This window comes from Flavobacterium sp. IC2-16, assembly GCF_055521455.1.
The window spans coordinates 2,479,525-2,502,263 of the sequence record NZ_CM145480.1 but is presented as its reverse complement, the minus strand read 5'-3'; the positions used below and the strand labels follow the sequence as shown (position 1 = coordinate 2,502,263).

The 22,739-nt window shown below is 33.3% G+C and carries 21 protein-coding genes and 1 tRNA gene; 8 read left to right on the top strand and 14 right to left on the bottom strand.

The annotated features are described in order from the left end of the window. From ACZ1JT_RS11605 to tpx, 3 genes are read right to left on the bottom strand one after another with little or no spacing between them, the layout of a single operon-like run. Positions 1-2,541 (bottom strand): DNA translocase FtsK, encoded by a 2,541-nt coding sequence (locus ACZ1JT_RS11605; RefSeq protein WP_465093992.1) that lies wholly within the window; start codon positions 2,539-2,541, stop codon positions 1-3. Between the two features lie 42 nt (positions 2,542-2,583). Then, positions 2,584-2,958 (bottom strand): diacylglycerol kinase family protein, encoded by a 375-nt coding sequence (locus ACZ1JT_RS11600; RefSeq protein ID WP_465093991.1) that lies wholly within the window; start codon positions 2,956-2,958, stop codon positions 2,584-2,586. Further along, a complete protein-coding gene (gene tpx / locus ACZ1JT_RS11595) occupies positions 2,959-3,456 on the bottom strand; it encodes a thiol peroxidase (protein ID WP_465093990.1) in 498 nt (165 codons plus the stop codon). Positions 3,457-3,568: 112 nt separating this feature from the next. On the opposite strand from tpx, the gene ACZ1JT_RS11590 reads away from it, so the two are divergent. The 3 genes from ACZ1JT_RS11590 (at position 3,569) to ACZ1JT_RS11580 (ending at position 4,919) form a co-directional block, all read left to right on the top strand. Further along, positions 3,569-3,892, top strand: coding sequence for an ArsR/SmtB family transcription factor (locus tag ACZ1JT_RS11590; RefSeq protein WP_465093989.1), 324 nt, complete (start codon positions 3,569-3,571; stop codon positions 3,890-3,892). Between the two features lie 17 nt (positions 3,893-3,909). Beyond that, the gene (locus ACZ1JT_RS11585; RefSeq protein WP_465093988.1) at positions 3,910-4,374 is read left to right on the top strand and encodes a DUF6428 family protein; all 465 of its coding nucleotides are present in this window, start codon (positions 3,910-3,912) and stop codon (positions 4,372-4,374) included. 131 nt (positions 4,375-4,505) lie between these two features. Beyond that, positions 4,506-4,919: an arsenate reductase ArsC gene (locus ACZ1JT_RS11580; RefSeq protein ID WP_465093987.1), complete on the top strand. Its 414-nt coding sequence runs from the start codon at positions 4,506-4,508 to the stop codon at positions 4,917-4,919. A 56-nt stretch (positions 4,920-4,975) separates the two neighbouring features. On the opposite strand, the gene ACZ1JT_RS11575 is transcribed toward ACZ1JT_RS11580, so the two are convergent. The 4 genes from ACZ1JT_RS11575 to ACZ1JT_RS11560 form a co-directional block, all read right to left on the bottom strand. Further along, positions 4,976-6,727: a T9SS type A sorting domain-containing protein gene (locus tag ACZ1JT_RS11575; RefSeq protein WP_465093986.1), complete on the bottom strand. Its 1,752-nt coding sequence runs from the start codon at positions 6,725-6,727 to the stop codon at positions 4,976-4,978. Positions 6,728-6,880: 153 nt separating this feature from the next. Continuing rightward, positions 6,881-7,138, bottom strand: a complete 258-nt coding sequence (locus tag ACZ1JT_RS11570; protein WP_465093985.1) for a DUF6952 family protein — start codon at positions 7,136-7,138, stop codon at positions 6,881-6,883. A 231-nt stretch (positions 7,139-7,369) separates the two neighbouring features. After that, positions 7,370-7,678, bottom strand: coding sequence for a thioredoxin family protein (locus tag ACZ1JT_RS11565; protein ID WP_465093984.1), 309 nt, complete (start codon positions 7,676-7,678; stop codon positions 7,370-7,372). An 83-nt stretch (positions 7,679-7,761) separates the two neighbouring features. Further along, positions 7,762-8,397 (bottom strand): peroxiredoxin, encoded by a 636-nt coding sequence (locus ACZ1JT_RS11560; RefSeq protein ID WP_465093983.1) that lies wholly within the window; start codon positions 8,395-8,397, stop codon positions 7,762-7,764. Between the two features lie 167 nt (positions 8,398-8,564). Between ACZ1JT_RS11560 and ACZ1JT_RS11555 the strand changes: the two genes are divergently transcribed. Together ACZ1JT_RS11555 and ACZ1JT_RS11550 are read left to right on the top strand one after the other, a co-directional pair. Beyond that, positions 8,565-9,566: a DUF3667 domain-containing protein gene (locus ACZ1JT_RS11555; protein WP_465093982.1), complete on the top strand. Its 1,002-nt coding sequence runs from the start codon at positions 8,565-8,567 to the stop codon at positions 9,564-9,566. Positions 9,567-9,629: 63 nt separating this feature from the next. Then, complete coding sequence (locus ACZ1JT_RS11550) at positions 9,630-10,664, top strand: M28 family metallopeptidase (RefSeq protein WP_465095294.1); 1,035 nt, start codon at positions 9,630-9,632, stop codon at positions 10,662-10,664. Positions 10,665-10,715: 51 nt separating this feature from the next. Here ACZ1JT_RS11550 and ACZ1JT_RS11545 read toward each other — a convergent pair whose 3' ends face one another. The 5 genes from ACZ1JT_RS11545 to ACZ1JT_RS11525 all read right to left on the bottom strand — a co-directional run bounded on the left by ACZ1JT_RS11545 (position 10,716) and on the right by ACZ1JT_RS11525 (position 13,534). Continuing rightward, positions 10,716-11,045 carry a YegP family protein gene (locus ACZ1JT_RS11545; protein WP_465093981.1) on the bottom strand — a complete coding sequence of 110 codons (330 nt, stop codon included), beginning with the start codon at positions 11,043-11,045 and terminating at the stop codon, positions 10,716-10,718. Positions 11,046-11,163: 118 nt separating this feature from the next. Continuing rightward, a tRNA-His gene (locus ACZ1JT_RS11540) sits at positions 11,164-11,239 on the bottom strand. Positions 11,240-11,326: 87 nt separating this feature from the next. Then, the gene (bshB1, locus tag ACZ1JT_RS11535) at positions 11,327-12,043 is read right to left on the bottom strand and encodes a bacillithiol biosynthesis deacetylase BshB1 (protein ID WP_465093980.1); all 717 of its coding nucleotides are present in this window, start codon (positions 12,041-12,043) and stop codon (positions 11,327-11,329) included. Then, positions 12,043-13,107: an isochorismate synthase gene (locus ACZ1JT_RS11530; protein WP_465093979.1), complete on the bottom strand. Its 1,065-nt coding sequence runs from the start codon at positions 13,105-13,107 to the stop codon at positions 12,043-12,045. Before ACZ1JT_RS11530 ends, bshB1 begins: the two co-directional genes overlap by 1 nt. A 1-nt stretch (position 13,108) precedes the next feature. Beyond that, a complete protein-coding gene (locus tag ACZ1JT_RS11525; RefSeq protein ID WP_465093978.1) occupies positions 13,109-13,534 on the bottom strand; it encodes a PaaI family thioesterase in 426 nt (141 codons plus the stop codon). Between the two features lie 133 nt (positions 13,535-13,667). Between ACZ1JT_RS11525 and ACZ1JT_RS11520 the strand changes: the two genes are divergently transcribed. From ACZ1JT_RS11520 to purL, 3 genes are all read left to right on the top strand, one after another. Further along, positions 13,668-15,200, top strand: coding sequence for a right-handed parallel beta-helix repeat-containing protein (locus ACZ1JT_RS11520; RefSeq protein WP_465093977.1), 1,533 nt, complete (start codon positions 13,668-13,670; stop codon positions 15,198-15,200). Positions 15,201-15,218: 18 nt separating this feature from the next. After that, positions 15,219-15,866: a DUF1579 domain-containing protein gene (locus ACZ1JT_RS11515; RefSeq protein ID WP_465093976.1), complete on the top strand. Its 648-nt coding sequence runs from the start codon at positions 15,219-15,221 to the stop codon at positions 15,864-15,866. Between the two features lie 168 nt (positions 15,867-16,034). Then, the gene (gene purL / locus ACZ1JT_RS11510; RefSeq protein ID WP_465093975.1) at positions 16,035-19,697 is read left to right on the top strand and encodes a phosphoribosylformylglycinamidine synthase; all 3,663 of its coding nucleotides are present in this window, start codon (positions 16,035-16,037) and stop codon (positions 19,695-19,697) included. Positions 19,698-19,732: 35 nt separating this feature from the next. Here the strand turns inward: purL and ACZ1JT_RS11505 are convergent, their stop codons facing one another. Together ACZ1JT_RS11505 and ACZ1JT_RS11500 are read right to left on the bottom strand one after the other, a co-directional pair. Then, complete coding sequence (locus ACZ1JT_RS11505; protein ID WP_465093974.1) at positions 19,733-21,919, bottom strand: ATP-binding protein; 2,187 nt, start codon at positions 21,917-21,919, stop codon at positions 19,733-19,735. Positions 21,920-22,162: 243 nt separating this feature from the next. Further along, positions 22,163-22,738 (bottom strand): dual specificity protein phosphatase family protein, encoded by a 576-nt coding sequence (locus ACZ1JT_RS11500; protein ID WP_465093973.1) that lies wholly within the window; start codon positions 22,736-22,738, stop codon positions 22,163-22,165. Position 22,739: the final 1 nt, after the last annotated feature.

Genomic DNA, 22,739 nt, shown 5'->3' with positions numbered 1-22,739 from the left:
TTAATTGTTATTTTGTTCGTTCGCTAAAAAATGTTCCAAAGCAACCAAATCCGGAATATTTACACTACGTGCTTTACTTCCTTCAAATGGACCAACAATTCCAGCAGCTTCCAATTGATCTATCAAACGCCCGGCTCTGTTGTACCCTAACTTAAGCTTTCTTTGCAATAATGATGCCGAACCTTGCTGTGCCGTCACTATAATTTCGGCTGCTTCTCTAAACATGGAATCTCTTTCCGATATATCTATATCAAGACTTATGCCACTTTCCTCACCTACATATTCAGGTAACATATATGCATTAGGATAAGCTTTTTGCGAACCAATATATTCTGTAATTTTTTCTACTTCCGGAGTATCAACAAACGCACACTGTACACGGATGATATCATTACCTTGAGTGTATAACAAATCTCCACGCCCAATTAACTGATCGGCACCACCAGTATCAAGAATAGTTCTCGAATCAATTTTAGAAGTTACACGGAAAGCAATTCTAGCTGGGAAATTGGCTTTAATCATACCTGTAATTACATTAACCGACGGACGTTGCGTTGCAATAATCAAATGAATTCCGATAGCTCTTGCTAACTGTGCCAAACGAGCAATTGGCGTTTCCACCTCTTTACCTGCGGTCATAATCAAATCGGCAAACTCATCCACAACCAATACAATGTATGGTAAAAACTTATGTCCGTTTTCAGGATTTAATTTACGTTGTTTGAATTTTTCGTTGTATTCTTTAATATTACGAACCATTGCATCTTTAAGTAACGAATAACGATTATCCATTTCGATACAAAGTGAATTCAAAGTATTGATTACTTTAGTGTTATCTGTAATAATTGCCTCTTCCGTATCAGGAAGTTTTGCCAAATAATGACGTTCAATTTTATTGAATAAGGTTAACTCTACCTTTTTAGGATCTACCAAAACAAATTTAACCTCAGCTGGATGTTTCTTATACAATAATGAAGTTAAAACCGCATTCAAACCAACCGATTTACCTTGTCCGGTTGCACCCGCCATAAGTAAGTGTGGCATTTTGGCTAAATCGACTACAAAAGTTTCATTTGAAATAGTTTTACCTAAAGCAATTGGCAATTCCATTTCTGCGGTTTGAAATTTCGGTGACGCAATAACACTCTTCATGGAAACCATAGTCGGATTGTTATTTGGCACCTCAATACCAATGGTTCCTTTACCCGGAATTGGCGCAATGATACGGATTCCTAAAGCTGATAAAGACAAGGCAATATCATCTTCCAGATTTTTAATTTTCGAAATTCGAATACCTGCTTCGGGTACAATTTCATATAGTGTTACAGTTGGACCAACAGTAGCTTTAATTTGTGCGATACCAATATTGTAGTTTTTCAAAGTATCTACAATTCGGTTTTTATTTTCTTCTAGTTCCGATTGATTGATGGTAATTCCGCCAGACGAATATTCTTTTAGAAGTTCGATAGATGGAAATTGGTAATTTGAAAGTTCCAAGGTAGGATCGAATTCACCAAAATCCTGAACCAAGCGTGCAGCTAAGTTTTCTTCTACAACAGCTTCTTCTTCAATTTTTTCAATCGTAAAACTATCATCATTTGTTGATACGATTTCAGACTTTACAGGCTCATTAGCAACCGGAATATTTTCAACAACAGGAACCTCTGGCTTAACAACAGGTGTAATTGGTTTTAAAGTTATTTCTGAAGCGTTTGCAATAGTTGGCTTTAAGGCCTCTTTATTAATTTCGAAAGTTGAAGGATTTGTTTTAAGCTCAATATTTGCTAAAACTTCTTCGTCTTCGGCATCGTTAAAATCTAATGACGGATTTGTAGTAACAATTTCATCTTCCAATTCCTGTTCTACATTCGGAACAACTTCGGAAACAGGCGAAACATTTTCCATTACAGAATCTGCCGCAGCCAATTCTTCATTAAAAGCTTTGCTTCTGTTTTCAAAGAAGGTTTTAATTCCTTCCGTAGAAATTTTAATTTTCAAAATTAAATACACTATCAATCCGAAAACCAAAACCAAAAAAGTTCCTATTTTCCCAATATAATCTTGAGAAAACAAGTTCATTTCATATCCAATAACACCTCCCAATTGCGGCACATAATTCCAGAAAAAACCAAATAGTACTGAAATTAACACCATGGCAAATAAATCCCAAAAAATGGTATTTTTAAGTTTCCCTAAAGAAATATCGACCAACAAATAAGCTCCTGCTAAAAAGAACAAACGAACAAATAAGAAAGAAGCCGCACCAAAACCTTTGTAAAGAAAAAAGTTTGAAAGTATTGCACCTAATTTACCCAACCAATTGTATGTTTTTTCGCTTCTATCAGCAAAAGAAGTAAGTGCACTTTGATCGTAATCGCCATAAATGTAATACGAAACAAACGAGAGTAACAAAGCCAATGAAAACAAAATAAGTAAAGCCCCAATAAGGACTTTATTACGACGTGTTAACAAGGGTTTCTTCTCGCCTGAAGCTTTAGTTTTATTGGAATCGGACGTTTCTTTTTTGGATACTTTAGCCATTAAATAGTGTTCTTTTATACAAAAATAACAATCTGAATCAAATTAGATAATTCTAGGTAAATAAATTAATGCTCCAACAGCCATAGCAGCCATAGCAGCAAAAAAAACAGCACCAGCAGCAATATCTTTAATGAATCCGATACGATGATGATAATCCGGATGAATAAAATCGGCTATCTTTTCAACAGCAGTATTCAAGCCTTCAATACTCAAAACCAAGCCAAATGCCAAAATTTGAAACATCCATTCAACACGTGTAATATGAAAATACAACCCTGCTCCCACCATTAACACTGCAATTGATGATTGCACCATTACACTATGTTCTGTAGTTATAAGCTTTAACGCTCCTTTAACTGCAAAACCTATACTTTTAAGCCTACCTGTAAAAAAGGTGTTGTCTTTATTTAATTCCATTTATAAAACCGCTAATGTGTTTTCGTAATTCGGTTCATTTACAATTTCAGAAACGAGCTCTGAATATTTTACAATTCCATTTTCATCTACCACAATAACTGCTCTAGAGTGAAGTCCTTGTAGTGGCCCATCAAGAATAGTTAATCCTAATTCATTACCAAAAGAAGCATCTCTGAAATCAGAAAGATTAATTACGTTTTGTAATCCTTCTGCACCACAAAAACGATTTTGTGCAAATGGTAAATCTCTAGAAATACACAAGACTTTAGTATTTTCAAGCGAACTTGCTTTTTCATTAAACTTTCGAACCGAAGTTGCACAAGTTCCTGTATCGATGCTTGGAAAAATATTTAAAACCAATTTACTTCCTCTAAAATCTTCCAAAGTTTTGGTAGTCAAATCAGTAGCTACCAATGAAAAATTCTTTAATTTACTACCAACTTCAGGTAAAGACCCAATTGTATTAATTGGAGTTCCTTTCAATGTTATTTGTGCCATTTTTCATTTTTTTGAAAGCCAAAAATACGGAATTTAATTCAGATAAAATTTTTAATAAAAACAATTGCTTTTAATTTATTTATCGTAATATTGCAATATATAAATATACAAAATGGGCGCATCAAAAACAGACAGCTTTACAGAGAAACAAAACGAAATAGCGAATCTATTTAAAGCCATGTCGCATCCGGCAAGAATTGCAATTATTGAATACCTTCTTAAAGTAGATAGTTGCATTTGTGGAGACATTGTTAACGAATTGCCACTAGCACAACCAACAGTTTCACAACACTTAAAGGAATTGAAAAATGTTGGACTCATAAAAGGCAATATTGAAGGAACTGCTATTTGTTATTGTTTAAACGAGGAAACTTTCAAAACGCTTGAAGCTCATTTTTCAGGAATACGAATAAAATTAGACACAAAATGTTGTTAAATTAAAACTATATCATCATGACACTTTCAGAAATCAAACGAATACTTACTGATGTAAATGAAATAAAATTTCAACTCCCCGACATGAGTTTTGTTCCAACCCATTTTCATGTAACTGAAATTGGTTTGATAACTAAAAAGTTTATCGATTGTGGTGGAACAATTCGAAAAGAAAGCACCATAAATTTTCAATTGTGGAATGCAAATGATTTAGACCATCGTTTACAGCCAGAGAAACTAATTCATATTATTGAATTAGCCGAAAAGGAATTAGGACTTCCAAATTCAACAATTGAAGTAGAATACCAACAAAACACAATTGGTAAATTTGATTTAGATTTCAATGGTAATCATTTCATATTACAAAATAAAAACACTGCATGTTTAGCAGATGATCATTGCGGTATCCCAAAAAGCAAATTAAACTTAAAGGATTTAACTCCCACAAATTCATGTTGTTCACCTAACTCACAATGTTGTTAGTATGATTTCTTTTTTTAAAAAATACCGAAAACACATTATCATTACTGCTGCGGTTATTGTTCTCCAAATTCTATTCGGATTTGACGCAAAGTTTTGCATCATTAACATAATATGGTTACTTATTTGAATTTATGAAGAATATTTTAGTTTTATGCACTGGAAACAGCTGCAGAAGTCAGATAGCAGAAGGGTATCTTCGTTATTTTGCCGGAAATACTGCTACCATATACAGTGCAGGCGTTGAAACACATGGTGTTAATCCAAAAGCCATTGCAACAATGCAAGAAGATGGAATTGATATTTCTAAACATACATCTAACAACATAGACGAATACCATTCCATTGTGTTTGATTATATCATTACAGTATGTGATAATGCTAAAGAAAATTGCCCGTTTTTCCCAAGTAACGCAATGCGCTTTCATTATAACTTTCCGGATCCTGCCAAAGCTGTTGGCACTAACGATGAGATTCAGCAGCAATTTAAAGTGGTACGCGATGAAATAAAAGCATACTGCAAGAAATTTGTAGAAGACAATTTATAATATAAAAAAACTCAAGGCTATCCTTGAGTTTTTTTATCGTAACATAGAAAAATTATCTATTCTTTAATTACTTTGATGGTTTCAACCTGATTGTCGTTTTCTAGTGTAATCAAATAAATTCCTTTTGAGTACGACGACATATCGATAGTATTGGTTGTCATAGAACTATCAAATTCTTTCACACCAACTTGTTGTCCAATTAGAGAAAAAATTGTTGCTTTAGAAATACTCATATTATCCAAGTGTAAAACATCTTTCACAGGGTTTGGATAATATGTGAAATTAGCAATTGCACTATCAGTTGTGGCAAGCGTGCTTGTAATTACAAACTGATAAGGTGTTTGGTAATTTGTGTTGGTTGGACTCGTACTTGTTAGTTTCAAGAAATAACTTCCAGGCGTTAAGGTTCTAACAAAGTTAATAGCACCAGCGCTACTGTTTTGAGCAGCTCCTACTGCAGTTCCAGTATTATCTAAAATTGTAGCATTCATAGATGATGTTACAATTCCGCTAACAGCCACAGTGGCATTAACATTATCAGCTACGGTAAATCGGTAATAATCATTATCGGCACTTGAAGTATTGGATTGAACAGTTGTATAACCATTATATATTTTTCCAGTAACTATATCGTATGCTAATTCTTTTACATTAGGCTCGTCTAACCCCTGCATAATTTGATAATAATACCCCGGAAGTTCCGTGTGATTTTCAATTAAATCGTAACCTGAATTAAAATAAAACAACTTCGCAGGATACGTTAACGATGGATAATAGCTGTTTAAGTTTGAAGAAGGTTCCGGCACTACTCCGTCTGTAGTTATATTACTTCCGAAAGCATTGGTGATTCTTCCAATTACACAAGAAAAGTCAATTAGGTTATCAATTGGTTTTTGATTTAAACCTTGAAGAGACTCACCCACTACACCATTGCAATTCATATCGACATTATAAAAATCTGGCGAATACGAATTATCATTCATATTTGATGAATTTTGAACTTCTGTTCCACCAAACAAAAATCGTCCAGCTTCACCACTATAATAAAATGTAGTCTTTAAATCTCGTACAGCTTCTGATTGTCTGTCTACGCTTGTAAAAACAGCTATAGGATTATCACTAGCGTTACTTCCTCCGTGAGGTGTTCCAACGGTTAACAATTTAGCCACATGATGTCTGTTGTCTGATTGCCAATTGGAAACATTTTGAAGGTATTCACGAGAACACAATCCGCCCATACTATGTCCGACTAACACAACTTTATCTTTACCAGTAAGTTGCAATACACGTTCAACTGCTTTTTTTAATGCAGCTCCTTGCTTAGCTATAGCCGCTTGATTGCTCAAAACGTTTGTTCCGTATGAACCATCAATTTTTACATCGAAGTTTACAGTATAATAATCACCATTAATGACTGAAGATTCGAAGGCGGCAATATCAGCTCCTGGAGTTGGGTAAAAGTTTTTGTTTGCTGTAGTATTATTTCCGTCTGCATTCAAACAAAAATCGAAGCGCCCACCGTAAGTTAGGCCATATTGTGTATCGAAATAGTTTAAGGTAGTATTCCAGGTTTCCGAATTCGAATTTAACCCGTGGATAAATATGATTGGATAAGGATGTTTACTTTCAAAAATTCTTGATGTATTTTCTTGAACTCTTTTTAATGGAAAAACCGAATCGTTTCTGAATTCATAAAGTTCATATTCCTTATTTCTTGATTTGTATTCAAATGCGCCGCTATCCTGAGCTTGAAGGGCTCCAAAACAAAATAAGGACAATAAAAAAGCATTAATAGTAGTTTTATTCATAAGCTTATTTTTAATTTGAGTGACGCTAATATATAAAGAAATTGTTAAATTATTATGCATTCATAACAAATTACAATAGAATATTTAAAATCATCCAATAAAAAAGCCTTTGTGCTAGAAAACACAAAGGCTTACAAAATAGTACTTATGCTATTATTTATCTATAGACCCTAAAACGCGTTGCATAAAAGCATTTAGAGCTTCTTTTTTGTCCATACCCGATTTAATCGATTTGTTCACTTCTAATGCACCGTACATATTTGAAATTAACTCCCCAATTACATCCAATTCTTCATCTTTTAATGAAGGCACTTCGGTTAGCGCTTCCAAAACCTCGATGGTTTCAATTAGATAATCTTGATCGTTTTCCTCGATAAATTGAGTAAGCTGTTTAATTATAGGTAATTTCATTTTTAGATTTTATTAGAACATTAGACAATTTTAGACTAATTAGATCCTTAGACTTTCTTAGAAATTTTAGACTGCTTAGACTTTTGGAAATTTAGACTGACCTATGAATTATTGATAAATTTCTAAGTCTAGAAGGACTGGAAAATAGTTCAAACATCTCTCCAAACAACTTACATTCTCTATCTAAACTGTCTAAGAATCTAACCTGTCTATATTGTCTAACTAATCTGATTACACTATCTCATTTACCAAATCTGCTAAAACTTCAGCTTTATTAGTTTGTGTTTCGTTTACTAAGGCTCCGTTTACAAAAGTGGCAAAAGTGGGTAAGTTGGATACATTGGCCAATTTTCTTGATTCAGGAAAATTTTCAGCATCAACTAAAACAAAAGTTATAGCTTCGTTTTCACTAGCCAATTTTTTGAATTTAGGTTTCATAATACGGCAATTACCACACCAAGAAGCTGAAAACTGAACAACAACTTTTGCATCTGTATTTACAATATTTTGAAGCGTATCATCTGTTAACTCTACTAACATATTTTCGATTTTATAAAAGAATGGCAACCCAATAACTAATCCGATTAATTATTGCAATTGCCATTATCATTATTTTCTATTTCTTAGTTCTGACTTAAGTAAGCTGCAGTACTCACACGGTTAGCACTCATAGCTTCTTTACCTTGTTCCCAGTTTGCAGGACAAACTTCACCTTTAGTTTGAACGTGAGTATAAGCATCGATTAAACGCAAATATTCATTCACATTTCTACCTAATGGCATATCGTTTACACTTTCGTGGAAAATTTTACCTGTTTCATCAATCAAATATGTTGCACGGTAAGGTACGTTTGAACCTTCAATTAGGTAATCTCCCATTTCTTCGTTGAAAACTTCTTCAGCATCTAAAATTCCTAAAGCAGAGGCTAAGTTTCTAGTTGTATCTGCTAATAATGGATAAGTAACTCCCTCAATTCCACCATTGTTTTTAGGTGTGTTTAGCCATGCGAAATGAACTTCATTAGTATCGCAAGAAGCACCAATTACAACTGTTTTTCTACTGTTAAAATCTGGCAAAGCCGATTGAAAAGCATGTAATTCTGTAGGACAAACAAATGTAAAATCTTTTGGATACCAGAATAACAACACTTTTTTATTGTTTTTTACTGCCTCATCCAAAATGTTAATTCTTAAATTATCTCCCATTTCAGAGATTGCATCAACCGTAATGTTTGGGAATTTTTTTCCAACTAATGACATAAATATTTGTTTTAAAGTTTAGTATTCATTTTTAAACAGGGCAAAAATAGCATAAGAAAAATTGCATTTCGATATAAATTCATTATAAATTTTTATGAATAGATAAATAATTCTTATGATTTAATTTTAAAAATTTTTCTTACTTTAGATAAGCAATACTATACAATATGAGTAAGAGTGTATTACGTGAAGACAAAACATGTTTGAATTGTGGAACTACGGTTGATGATAGATTTTGCCCTAATTGTGGTCAAGAAAACACTGAAACTCGAAAGTCCTTTCATTACCTTTTTACTCACTTTTTTGAAGATTTAATTCACTATGATAGTAATTTTTGGAAAACTATAAAATTCCTTCTGTTTTACCCTGCGAAATTAACTCGTGAATACCTTAGCGGTCGAAGAAAAGCATTCGTTGCTCCTGTTAAGCTTTATATTTTTACAAGTTTCATTGCTTTTTTCATCATTGGGATTTTAACTTCAATGCACCCTGAAAAAAACAATCCAATAAAAGTTACTAAAACCAACAAGAAATCGAATGCCTCAATATGGTATACGGAACAAGAAGATAGTGTTAAAAAACTAAAGCAAGAAGAAAAAAAATACGGTTGGGCAACCGAATATAGAACTGTAAAAGAATTGGATTCGGTGCAAAATTCGCTACCTGAAAACAAAAGAATGTCTAAATTTTTATTTTGGTATTATAAAAAAATTGTCCACATATCCGAACACAACACTAAAGAAGAAACTGCAGAAAAATTCATTGAACTTTTTAAACATAATATTCCAAAATCGCTTTTCATTTATATGCCAATATTTGCATTTTGGTTATGGCTTTTTCACAGTAAAAAAAGATGGTTTTACTTTGATCATGGAATATTTACGCTTCATTATTTTTCTTTCCTTTTAATAACCGCAACCCTATTAGCTATTTTTGATTTTATATTAGATCCATTTGAAAGTACATTTTTTGAAGTACTTAAAGCAATATTGTATTTTGCAGCATTATTTTGGTTAATATATTATTTTTATAAAGCCCATAAACGAATGTACCACGAGTCAAAACTTATATCTTTTTTAAAATGCAGCGCATTGTTTTTAATCAATACTATATTGATATTTTGTTTCGCAATTGTATTAATATTATTCACTTTAGTAAACATCCATTAAAAAAAACAATTTAAATTGAAACATTTTCCCTTTTTATCCTACTAATACACAAAACAAATCATGATGAAGAAAAATATTGTTTTGACTTTATCCTTAGGACTTTTTCTCCTAGGCTGTTCTACACAGAATAAAGTCACCAAACCAGATGCGAAAAAAGTAGATTTCGCAACCCAATTATCAAATATTGAAGAAGCAAACTTAAAAACTAATTTATACGTTATTGCTTCCGATGAAATGCAAGGAAGAAATACTGGTGAGCCTGGACAAAAAAAGGCTGGTGAATACATTATTAATCAATATAAAAAATTAGGGATTCCATTTCCAAAAGGAGCTGATAGCTATTACCAAAAAGTTCCTTCAGAATTCATGAAAAAAGGATTTAGTCCTAAATTAAATGATTCTGAAAACATTTGGGCTTTTATCGAAGGTTCCGAAAAACCAGATGAAGTTTTGGTTATTTCAGCACATTACGACCATGTTGGTATGAAAAACGGTGAAATTTATAATGGTGCTGATGATGATGGCTCAGGAACAGTAGCTGTAATGGAAATTGCAAAAGCTTTTTGGAAAGCAAAAAAAGAAGGACATGGTCCAAAACGCTCAATTTTATTCCTTCATGTAACTGGTGAAGAACACGGATTACACGGTTCAAGATTTTATTCTGAAAACCCATTATTCCCTATCAAAAATACAATTGCAGATATCAATATTGATATGATTGGTCGTCGAGATAAAATCAATCCAAATGATGACAATTATGTATATGTTGTAGGTTCAGACCGATTAAGCTCTGAATTGCATACTATAAACGAAGAAGTAAACAACAAATACATCAAGTTGCGTTTAGATTATAAATACAACGACAAAAATGATCCGGAACAAATTTATTACCGTTCTGATCATTACAATTTTGCAAAAAAAGGAATTCCTGCAATTTTCTTCTTCAATGGAATTCATGAAGATTATCATAAACCTACCGATAAAGTAGAAAAGATAGAATTCGGTTTACTGGCAAAAAGAACACGATTGGCTTTTGCGCTAGCTTGGGAATTAAGCAATAGAGACCAACGCATTGTAGTTGATAAAAAACCAGAATAAATACAATAAAAAAAGCTCCAAATTTGGAGCTTTTTTTATTCAATAATTTGATTATAAATTTTCTTTTACATCGGCATCTGGAGCATTTTTCTTAACCGATTCAATTCCGTTTTCACGAGCAGCAACCGATTCGTACATTTCGCTGTTTCCGATTATTTGTCCGTTTGATGCTTTTAGATTAAAATAAGGCTTCCCGTTTTTAGATTCTAAACGATCGAAACGAGCATCATCTTGAGAATTTTTCTTAACCGATTCAATTCCGTTTTCACAAGCTGCTTTTGTAGTATACCCTTCGCTAGCTAAAATAACTTGACCGTTTCCAGCTTTTAATACAAATTGAAATTCTCCGTTTGTTCTTTTACTAATTACAAATGATCCCATGAATATAAAGTTTGATTAAAATTAATGGTAACTAAAATAGTAAGAATATAATTATTAATCAAGAAAAAATCAGAAAAGTCCAAAAATAAAAAAGCTCTGAGCGAACTCAGAGCTTTCTGGGTGAATGAGGGGTCTCGAACCCCCGACCTTCGGAACCACAATCCGACGCTCTAACCAACTGAGCTACAATCACCATTTTAGCGCAATCCAAGACCAAAACTCAGTTTGCGAGTGCAAATATAGCGCAAATCTTAGCTTTCGCAAATATTTTTTTAAAAAAATTAAATCAAATCACTTAAACTATTGACTGCCAAATATCTTTCAACAGTAAAACCTTCTCCAAAATCGGTTCCAATTAACCTTCCCAAGTCCTGAGAGCGGTATACAAGGCTATCTAAGAAGTTTTTTGTAGCAATTGGCGTAACCGGTTCTTTAGAGTTTTCATCATAAAATTGCGAACTGTAAGCTTGGATTGCTTCAACTTTGGTGTCAATATACCCAGTAACATCAACCACAAAATCGGGTTCAATAGTTGCCCACTGAATGTAATGATACACTAATTTAGGTCGCCAAGCATCTTGTTTATCGCCATCTAAATACGTTTCTATTCTTCTCAATCCAGACAAAAAGCAAGCATCCGAAACCAGTTTACTCCCTTTGCCATGATCAATGTGTCGGTCATAAATAGCGTTGGCTAAAATAACGTCGGGTTTGTATTTGCGAATTAGTTTAATAATTTCGAGTTGATGTGCTTCGTCATTTACAAAAAAACCATCCCTAAATTTAAGATTTTCTCTGATGGAAACCCCTAGTATTTTAGCAGCTTCAGCAGCTTCTTTATCACGAATTTCGGCAGAACCACGTGTTCCAAGTTCACCACGTGTTAAATCTACAATTCCAATTTTTTTTCCCAAGGAAATTTCTTTAGCAATAGTAGCTCCACAACCTAACTCAACATCGTCAGGATGTGCTCCAAAGGCAAGTATATCTAATTTCATTAATTTAAGATTTTTTTCATGGTCATGGACTTGTTAACTGTTTCCAGAAATTCCTTTTCAGGTATACTTCCTTCGGTAACTCCACAACCAATATATAAGTGTGCTTGATTATTTTTAATTTTCATACATCGCAAGTTCACATAAAAATCGGAATAATTTTCTTTTCCAGCAGCAAAATTTGTGTTAAACTCGCCCAAGAAACCCGCATAATACTCGCGATCATATCCTTCGTTATTCAAAATAAAATCTTTAGCCAACAGCTTAGGATAACCACAAACTGCCGGTGTAGGATGCAATACCTTAAGTACTTCTTTTAAATTGGCTTGCGATTTCAATTTGGCTTGAATATCGGTTTTAATATGTAGCAAATTGCCTGCTTGAACAGTATACGGACTTGAAACCACTTCTTCGGTTACATAATCTTGAAGGTTTTCCAGAATAAAATCGGTTACAAATTGCTGTTCTTTTTTTTCTTTATCCTTCCAGACAACTTCTTCTTTATTTTTATTAAGCTTAGTTCCTGCCAGTGCAACCGTTTGAATTTCAAACTCTTTAACCTTCAATAGTTGTTCCGGAGACGCTCCCATCCACATCCCTACCTTAGGGTGAAAAAAACAATATTTAAATGCTGATGGGTAAGTATATAGCATTTTTTTAAATATGATTTCTATATTAAATTCTTCCAAATCAATACTTTCGGTTCTAGAAAGCACTACTTTTTGAAAAAAACCTTTATGAATTTCGGTAATACCTTTTTCAACCAACGCTTCAAATTTTTCCTTGGCGTCTATGTCCATTTCATAAAAAACGTTCGCTTTCAAAGTCACTTCTTGTGGATTATAATGCTCTGTAATAATTTGGGAATGTTCTTCGGGCAACAGAACATAATCATCACCATCAAAAGGGGCAAAAACAAAACCGGTTTCCTTGAAATTTTTCACAAAATACAAATGGTCATTCTCCTGAAAAAGTCCGTTTACAATATGCTTTTCAGGCTTGGAATAAATCACGAAGGGTAGATTTTGTTCCAAATGGGTTTGTACTTTTATAAATAAATCGGTCATATTATTTTTTTCTGGGAATTACCATATTGGTAAGCTTACAAAGTGAAATTAAACTTCCTTCTTCGTCTGTGATTTTAATTTCCCACAAATGAATCGTCCTTCCTTTATGTATTATTTTTGCAGTTCCGGTAACTAATCCTTCCCTTTTACTTTTTAAATGATTAGCAGAAATTTCAATACCCCTCACCTCAAATTCTTCTGGATTAATAAACATTAACGAAGCTGCACTTCCTACCGTTTCTGCTAATGCTACAGTTGCTCCTCCATGCAATAGCCCCATTGGCTGATGAACTCTTGGATTAACTGGCATAGTTGCAGCCAAATAATCTACTCCAGCATCTGTAAACTCCATTTCCAAAGTTTCCATCAAAGTATTATGTGTGAAGGTATTACAGATTTGTAATATTTTTTCTCTATCAAATTGCATTAAGATGTATTTAGAACAGTAAATTTAAGAAATGTATTTTAAGTTTTCACCTACTTTTACAAACTAATTTTAATAAAAAAACGTTCTTTTAAAGCAAAGATATTTTTAATACTTTTACAAAAAACAAAACATCATGCGCCACTATTTAGGCATACTTTTATTAGCAGCAACTGCATTGTTAACATCATGTCGTCAGGACTTTGAGTTTGAACCAAGTACTGGCGGACTCGAATTTTCTAAAGAAACGGTTTATCTTGATACGGTTTTCAGTAATATTGGATCCAGTACTTACACATTAAAAGTCTATAACCGTAGCGACAAAGACATTAAAATACCTACCTTACAATTAGCTCAAGGAGAGAATTCTAAATACCGTTTGATGGTAGATGGAATGCCTGGAAAAGTATTTCATAATGTCGAACTATTAGCGAAAGACAGCATGTTTGTTTTTATTGAAACCACAATAGACTACAACGAATATGCCAATCCAGACGCTCAGTATCTATATACCGATGCTATTGAATTTCATAACATAAGTGGAGCACCTCAAACGGTTGATTTAGTTACACTTGTTAAAGACGCCTATTTTCTTTATCCTAAAAAATTTGGCGACGGCACAACAGAAACCTTACCTATTGGTGATCAGGAAGTTTATGGATTCTATTTAGACCATGCCGATCCAAATAATGGTGACGAATATCATTGGACCAATGAAAAGCCGTATGTGATTTATGGTTATGCGGCAATTCCATCAGGTGAAACACTCAACATAGACCCAGGAGCAAAAATACATTTTCATGCCGATTCAGGTTTAATTGTAGGAAGTACCGCTACTGTAAATGCTAACGGCGGAATTTCAACATACGATACCGACGGAACACTTCTTGTTGATAATCAAATTGTTTTTGAAAGTGATAGACTTGAACCCGATTTTTCGGAAGTTTCTGGTCAATGGGGTACCATTTGGATGACGTTAGACAGTAATGGTAATTTCAACAATACAACCATAAAAAATGCAACGGTAGGACTATTAATTGACAAAAATGCAGGAACTTTAAATCTGAATAATTTACAAATTTACAACTGCTCCAATTACGGTATTTTAGCAAAAACAGCTACCATAAATGGGCAAAACATTGTAATTAATAATTGCGGTCAAGCCGGACTAGCTTGTTCATTAGGTGGTAATTACAACTTCACTCACTGTACTTTTGCTAATTATTGGCCAAGACCTAATCAAGTACCTGTAACACTTGACAATGGAGATGGATCAACAGAATTTGAATTAACTGCTGCCAATTTCACCAATTGTATTATATATGGCTCAAGCAGTTATGGCATCGCATTAAAAAAAGAAGGAACTTCGGCATTTAATTATAATTTTATTAATTCATTGATTAAATTCATTGATTTCGGACAGTTTCAAAACAATCCATTATACCCGTTAGCCAACACAACCAATTACACAAATTGCCTAATCGCACGAACCTCATCTACTAATTTGCCCGATTTTAAAAACCCTACAATGAATCAACTAATCATTGGAGAAAATTCGGCAGCAAAAGGAACAGCAGACAATACTTTTTCTACCTTTAATGACATCTTAGACAAGCCTAGAACCGGCCAAACTGATATGGGAGCTTATAATTACATTATTTTTCAATAAACCAAAACCTGAATAATTATGAAAAAAGCAATTTTAGTATTCGCAACCATTTCATTAAGCTTGGTTGCTTGTAAAAAAGAAGAGAAAAAAACAGATTCCGAATCTACTATTGATTCTACAGCTGTTAAAACCGAAGATGCCAACACCGTAATTCCTGATTCTGCAGCAATTGCTAAAGCTTGGGAAGAATATGCTGCCTTAGGTGATGCACATAAAAAAATGGCATTAGATAATGGCATTTGGGATGAAGAAATGACATCGTGGCAACATGAAGGAGCTCAACCTATGAAAATGAAAATGACTGTAGAATTTAAAACTATTTATGGCGGTAAATATCAAGAAGCAGTTCATAAAGGTGATTTCATGGGAATGCCGTTTGAAGGAAAAAGCACATTGGCTTATGACAATGCAGCAAAAGAATACATTTCTACTTGGATTGACAACATGAGCACCGGAATGATGGTAATGCGCGGAAGCTATGATAATGCGACTAAAACATATACTATGGCTGGTGAATGTGTTGATCCGGTGACAAAAAAAATGAAAAAAATGAGAGAAGTTCTTACTGTGGTAGATGACAACACTCAAAAAATGGAAATGTATGATACTGGTTATGATGGAAAAGAGTTTAAAAATATGGAAATCATAATGACTCGTAAGAAATAATCAAAAAAACAACTATCCAAAAAGCACAAGATATTTCTTGTGCTTTTTTATTTCACAAACTTTGCTCAACTGACTTTTTTAAAATAAATTTGCACTTTCAAAACAACAACACACTTCCAAAGCGAGTCTAACATAATGAAGCGCAATGGAATAAAACAACTACATACAATGATTCATTTCTTCGGAAACCAATCCAACACTGTTTTTGCGGTTCAAACGCAAAACGAGATTTCATCAGAAGACATCAACAAATTAAATTGGCTTTTTGGCAACGCACATAAAATAGAAAAATCCGTATTGTCGGATTTTTTTGTTGGACCTCGTGCCGCTATGGTTACGCCTTGGAGTACAAATGCTGTTGAAATCACTCAAAATATGGGTATTTCTGGAATTATTCGAATTGAGGAATTTGAAAAAGTAAGTTCAGATTTTACAGATTTCGACCCAATGCTTTCACAAAAGTATTCAGAATTAAATCAAGAAATTTATACCATCAACATTCAACCAGAACCCATTCTTGATATTGATGATATTGAAGCTTACAATAAATCGGAAGGTTTAGCATTGAGTCCTGAAGAAGTTGACTATTTGAATAATCTAGCCGCTAAATTAGGTAGAAAATTAACCGATTCTGAAATTTTTGCTTTTTCTCAAGCCAATTCAGAACACTGTCGTCATAAAATATTCAATGGAACATTTGTGATTGATGGCGAAGAAAAACCAACTTCATTATTCAAATTAATTAAGAAAACATCGGAAACCAATCCTAACGATATTGTTTCAGCCTATAAAGATAATGTGGCTTTTGTAAAAGGGCCGAAAGTAACGCAATTTGCTCCTAAAAGTGCTGACAAGCCTGACTTTTATGAAGAAAAAGAATTTGATTCTGTTCTATCCTTAAAAGCGGAAACACACAACTTCCCTACTACAGTTGAGCCATTCAATGGTGCTGCAACGGGTTCTGGAGGTGAAATTCGTGACCGTTTAGCAGGAGGACAAGGTTCATTGCCATTAGCAGGAACAGCGGTTTATATGACTTCATACTCTCGTTTAGCAGAAGAACGCCCTTGGGAAAATGCTATGCAAGAAAGAAAATGGTTGTATCAAACGCCAATGGATATTTTAATTAAAGCATCAAATGGAGCTTCAGATTTTGGAAATAAATTTGGTCAACCACTTATTACTGGTTCTATCTTAACTTTTGAACATGATGAAAACAACCGAAAAATTGGTTATGATAAAGTTATCATGCAAGCGGGTGGAATTGGTTATGGAAAATTAAATCAAGCTATCAAGAAAAAACCACAAGAAGGTGATAAAATTGTTATTCTTGGTGGAGAAAATTATAGAATTGGAATGGGTGGAGCTGCAGTATCTTCTGCTGACACTGGTGCTTTTGGTTCAGGTATTGAATTAAATGCCATCCAACGTTCGAATCCAGAAATGCAAAAACGTGCTGCTAATGCTATTCGTGGCTTAGTAGAAAGCGATAACAATCCGATAGTTTCAATTCACGATCATGGTGCTGGTGGACATTTAAACTGTTTATCAGAATTAGTGGAAGAAACAGGAGGTTTAATCGATTTAGATAAATTACCCGTTGGAGATCCAACTCTTTCTGCAAAAGAAATAATCGGTAACGAATCACAAGAAAGAATGGGATTGGTTATTGGTGAAGAAAATATCGATATTTTACAAAAGATCGCTGATAGAGAGCGTTCTCCTATGTATCAAGTTGGTGATGTAACTAACGACCACCGTTTTACATTTGAATCGAAAACTACGGGTGCAAAACCAATGGATTATGCTTTAGAAGATTTCTTCGGAAGCTCTCCAAAAACCATAATGACTGATAAATCCGTTGCAACGAATTACAAGGATTTAGAATACAATAAAGAAAATATTGCTAGCTATTTAAGTCAGGTTTTACAATTAGAAGCAGTAGCATGTAAAGACTGGTTAACCAATAAAGTAGACCGCTGTGTTGGTGGACGCGTTGCAAAACAACAATGTGTTGGACCTTTACAATTACCTTTAAATAATGTTGGTGTAATGGCATTAGATTTTAAAGGAAAAGAAGGAATTGCTACAACTATTGGCCACTCGCCTATTGCTGCTTTAGTAGATCCTGTTGCAGGTTCAAGAACAGCAATTGCTGAAGCGTTATCAAATATTGTTTGGGCGCCATTAAAAGATGGTTTACAATCGGTTTCGTTATCAGCTAACTGGATGTGGGCTTGTAAAAACGAAGGTGAAGACGCTCGTTTATATGAAGCTGTAAAAGGGTGTTCCGATTTTGCTATCGAATTAGGAATCAATATTCCAACAGGAAAGGATTCATTATCGATGAAACAAAAATATCCTAATGATGAAGTTATCGCACCTGGCACAGTAATTATCTCTGCTGCTGGAAACTGTTCAAACATTACGAAAATTGTTGAACCTGTTTTACAAAGAAATGGTGGAAATATTTACTACATCAACTTATCGCAAGATTCGTTTAAATTAGGGGGTAGTTCATTTGCTCAAGTTTTAAATAAAGTTGGAAACGACGTTCCTACCATTAAAAATGCTTCATTCTTTAAATCAGCATTTAATGTTTTACAAGATTTAATTAAAGATAGAAAAATTAAGGCCGGACACGATATTGGAAGTGGTGGTTTAATTACTACTTTATTAGAAATGTGTTTCGCTGATGATAAATTAGGCGCATTAATCGACTTAACTTCTTTGGGAGAAAAAGATACAGTTAAAGCATTGTTTAATGAAAATATTGGTATTGTGTTCCAAGCAGATGCTGAAGTAGAAGCAACTTTTGCACAACATAATATTGAAATTTTCAAAATAGGTTCAGCTATTGATGGTGATGCTTTTACAATTATTAATAATGATGATAGTTTGACATTCAGTATTTCAACTTTAAGAGATACTTGGTACAAAACGTCTTTCCTATTAGATTCAAAACAATCTAAAAACGGAATGGCTCAAGAGCGTTTTAACAACTATAAAAACCAAAAATTACAATTCACTTTCCCATCGCATTTTGATGGTAAAAAACCAGAAATTCCTGCAGGAGCTAGACCAAAAGCCGCTATTATTCGTGAGAAAGGAAGTAATTCGGAACGTGAAATGGCTAATGCCATGTTCTTAGCTGGTTTTGATGTAAAAGACGTTCATATGACGGATTTAATTTCAGGTCGTGAAACTTTAGAAGACATTCAATTCATCGGAGCTGTTGGTGGATTTTCTAACTCAGACGTTTTAGGTTCTGCTAAAGGTTGGGCTGGAGCATTCTTATACAACGAAAAAGCCAATACAGCATTGAAAAACTTCTTCAAAAGAGAAGATACACTTTCTGTTGGAATTTGTAATGGATGTCAGTTGTTAATGGAATTAGAGTTGATTAATCCAGAACACGAAGTTCATGGAAAAATGCACCACAATACATCCAACAAACACGAAAGTGGTTTTACTTCGGTAACAATCCAGAAAAACAATTCGGTGATGTTATCTACTTTAGAAGGAGCAACTTTAGGCGTTTGGATTTCACACGGTGAAGGTAAATTCAAATTACCATATGCTGAAGAAAAATACAATATTGTAGGTAAATATGCTTACGAAGGTTATCCAGCAAATCCGAATGGTTCTGATTTCAATACGGCTATGATGTGTGATACAACAGGAAGACATTTAGTAATGATGCCACATATTGAACGTTCAACTTTCCCATGGAACTGGGCTAATTATCCAGAACGCGGACAAAAAGACGAAGTTTCTCCATGGTTAGAAGCATTTGTAAATGCTCGAAAATGGATTGATAATAAGAAATAATAAATAAATAAAAGAGTCGGATTCCGGCTCTTTTTTTATTCACAGAATAATGATATCGCTTTGTAGAGTTCTTCTACATCAACCGGTTTACTTAGTACTTTTCTAATATTTGAAGCAGAAAACAATTCTTTATTGACATCTTCCGAAATAGCAGTTAAAGCCACAATAGGAAGTTCTGGTTTGAGTTTAGATATGTATTCCGAAGCTTCAAAACCATCCATAATTGGCATCATGATATCCATTAAAATTAACGAATAGTCATCTTCTTTAACCATATTACAAGCTTCCAAACCGTTATTGGCTATATCGCACAAATATCCTTTGTTCGTTATGATTTTTTTGGTGATAATCTGATTGATTTTATTGTCTTCCACTAATAGGATTTTAACTTCTGAAGGATTCAAAGTTTCTTTTGGAATACTTGTAGTTTCCTTTTTTTCTTCTTCTTTAAAATTGCTAAAACGCAGCGAAAAAGAAATGCTGGTTCCTTTATCAACTTCAGAAGTAATTTCAACCGTTGTATTAAACAAAGCCAACGTTTTTTTAACCAAAGTTAACCCTAACCCGCTTCCACCATATTCATAATTAATCTTATCGGAACCCTGAAAAAACAAATCGTATATTTTATCTTTAATTTCGGGTGCAATTCCTATTCCGGTATCGCTAATTTCAAATCTAATTTCCGTTTTATCCTCGGTAGCCAAAACTTTATTAGCTTTTACAACAACAGTTCCGTTTTTAGAAAACTTAAAGGCATTATCTATTAAACTGAATAAAACCTGATATAATTTCCCTTCATCAAAAATTAATTTTTCAGGAATAGAGCTGTCAAATTCGAACAAACTTGTATTTCCATTATCCCTGTTCTTTTTGACAAGCGTTATCATTTTAGATATCATTTCTTCTAATGAAATAATATCTTTTTTAGGAACGTATTCGTTTTCAAAACTATCAAGGACATTAATTTCGATGATATTCCCCGATAAATTATATAGATTTTGAACCGAAGATTGCAGTTGATCAATATTAGCTTCATAGTTAGATTTATCCTCACGCATAAGATGAAGCAACCCATTTAAAGTATAAATTGGTGTTCGTAGCTCATGTGAAATGGTGTCCAATAGTTTCTTCTTAACTTTTAAAGCATTTTCTAACTCGGTATTACTTTTATGCAGTAATTCATTTTTTTCGTTTAACAAATGATTAATGAAGTTTTTGTATTTAGCGTTTCGATATTGGATATACGTTAAAATCAGCAAACAAATAATCACAACTAAACACAAAACAAGTAAGTAGTTTTTGTATTTTAAATTTTCGTTTTTAAGTTCATTTTGCTTAATAATCGATTGAAATTCAATATTCTTAACTTCAAGCTCTCTTTTCTGATTTAATGAACGATTTAGTTTGGTAACCCTATATACCAATCGTTGTTTAAAATAATCGTTCGCAATTTTTAAATTAATTGCCGCGTCTTTGTAATTCTTTTGCTTTTCGTACAATTCCCCTAAAATCAAATAATAACGAGATTTCAATAAAAAATCAACATCCTGTTTTTGGTAGATTTCAGAATTTTTAACTTTATTCAAATAAACAAAAGCCTTGTCCAATTCATTCAAATTATAATAACATTCGGCAATAAATAAGTCGATTTCGGGTTGATCTTTATCGCCTCCAGTTTCCTCGTTAATTTTTAAAAACTTAAACGACTGTTCCAGTGTTTTATTCCAATCTTCTCTTTTTAAATACAACAGTGTTAGGTTGTAATATAAATCGACTTGCTTTTCTTTTGGAGCATACTGTGTTAAGTATTTTTCAGAAAGCAATGTGTACTTTTCATCTTCAGCTACGTTTCCTAAAGCATTATAAAAAACCGCTAACTGTTCGTAATACTCCCCTCGAATACAATTGTTATTGTGTTTGTCTAGTAGTGCTCCAACCTTATTGAGAGTTCTTCTGCTGGAATTATAATCGTATTCCGTTAAATAAAAATAAGAGAGTTCGAGATTGAGATATAGTACCTGATCGTAATTTTTCTGAGCGGTTAATCTTTTTTCTAAATCAGATATAATAGCCATACCCGCTTTATACTGATCGTAATTGTTTTGCGAGATGAGTTCTTGAGCTTTTTGAAATCCTTTTAAAACAACAGAATCAATTTCAGTTTGTTGTGAAAATCCCGAAAGAGGAAAACATAAAAATAAAAGCAAATATTTTAAAATCATAAATCGGATTTTAAAACTGCTTTTATTGACAACAACTTTCCTTGAGTAATCAATTCCTCTCACAATCAAACAATTAGTTCGTATTCAATTTACGACAAAAAACAGTTTTAATCAAATATTTCCGACTAATATATCTTTAGTTTGTTAAATTTCAATTCTGACTAAGCAATTCGATTCGTTATAAATAAAAAAAGACTCATTTCTGAAATCAAAAATGAGTCTTACTATTTTAAAAAAAGCTTCTTATTTCGCTTCTTTTTCTTTTCTGGTTTGGTAATTATGCAAATAATCTCCTTTAGGCTTTCCTAAATCGAAAGAACTCCATTTCGTTAAAAATCGGGTACTAGTTCTTGCCTCGTCTCTATCCATTCCTTCGTATTCAATACGATACAAAGCCGAGTACATTTCTGCTCTACCCACTCCATGATAACAATGAATTAAAACCGGATAATTATCTGGGTTATCCATAATCTTAAAAAACGTATCTAAATTATGTTGCTGAGGAACCTGATCAGAACCATTGTTAAAATAATTTACTCCAGGAATTTTTGCTACAGCTTCTTTTTCAGCAGTTAATTCGGCAGGAATTTCAGGATTATTTACATCGTCACCCGTTCCAGGAAAGCGCAAATCAACAATACTTTTAATATGGTATTTTTTCACATAATCCTCTATTTCGTTTGGTGGAATTACTCCACTCTTGTATACTTTACCATCGGTTATGGTTTCAAAATTATGGTTGATGTTCATATCATAAACATACTTACCAACTCCGACTAATATTACTAAAAGTACAAGTAAACCAATTTTCTTTTTCATA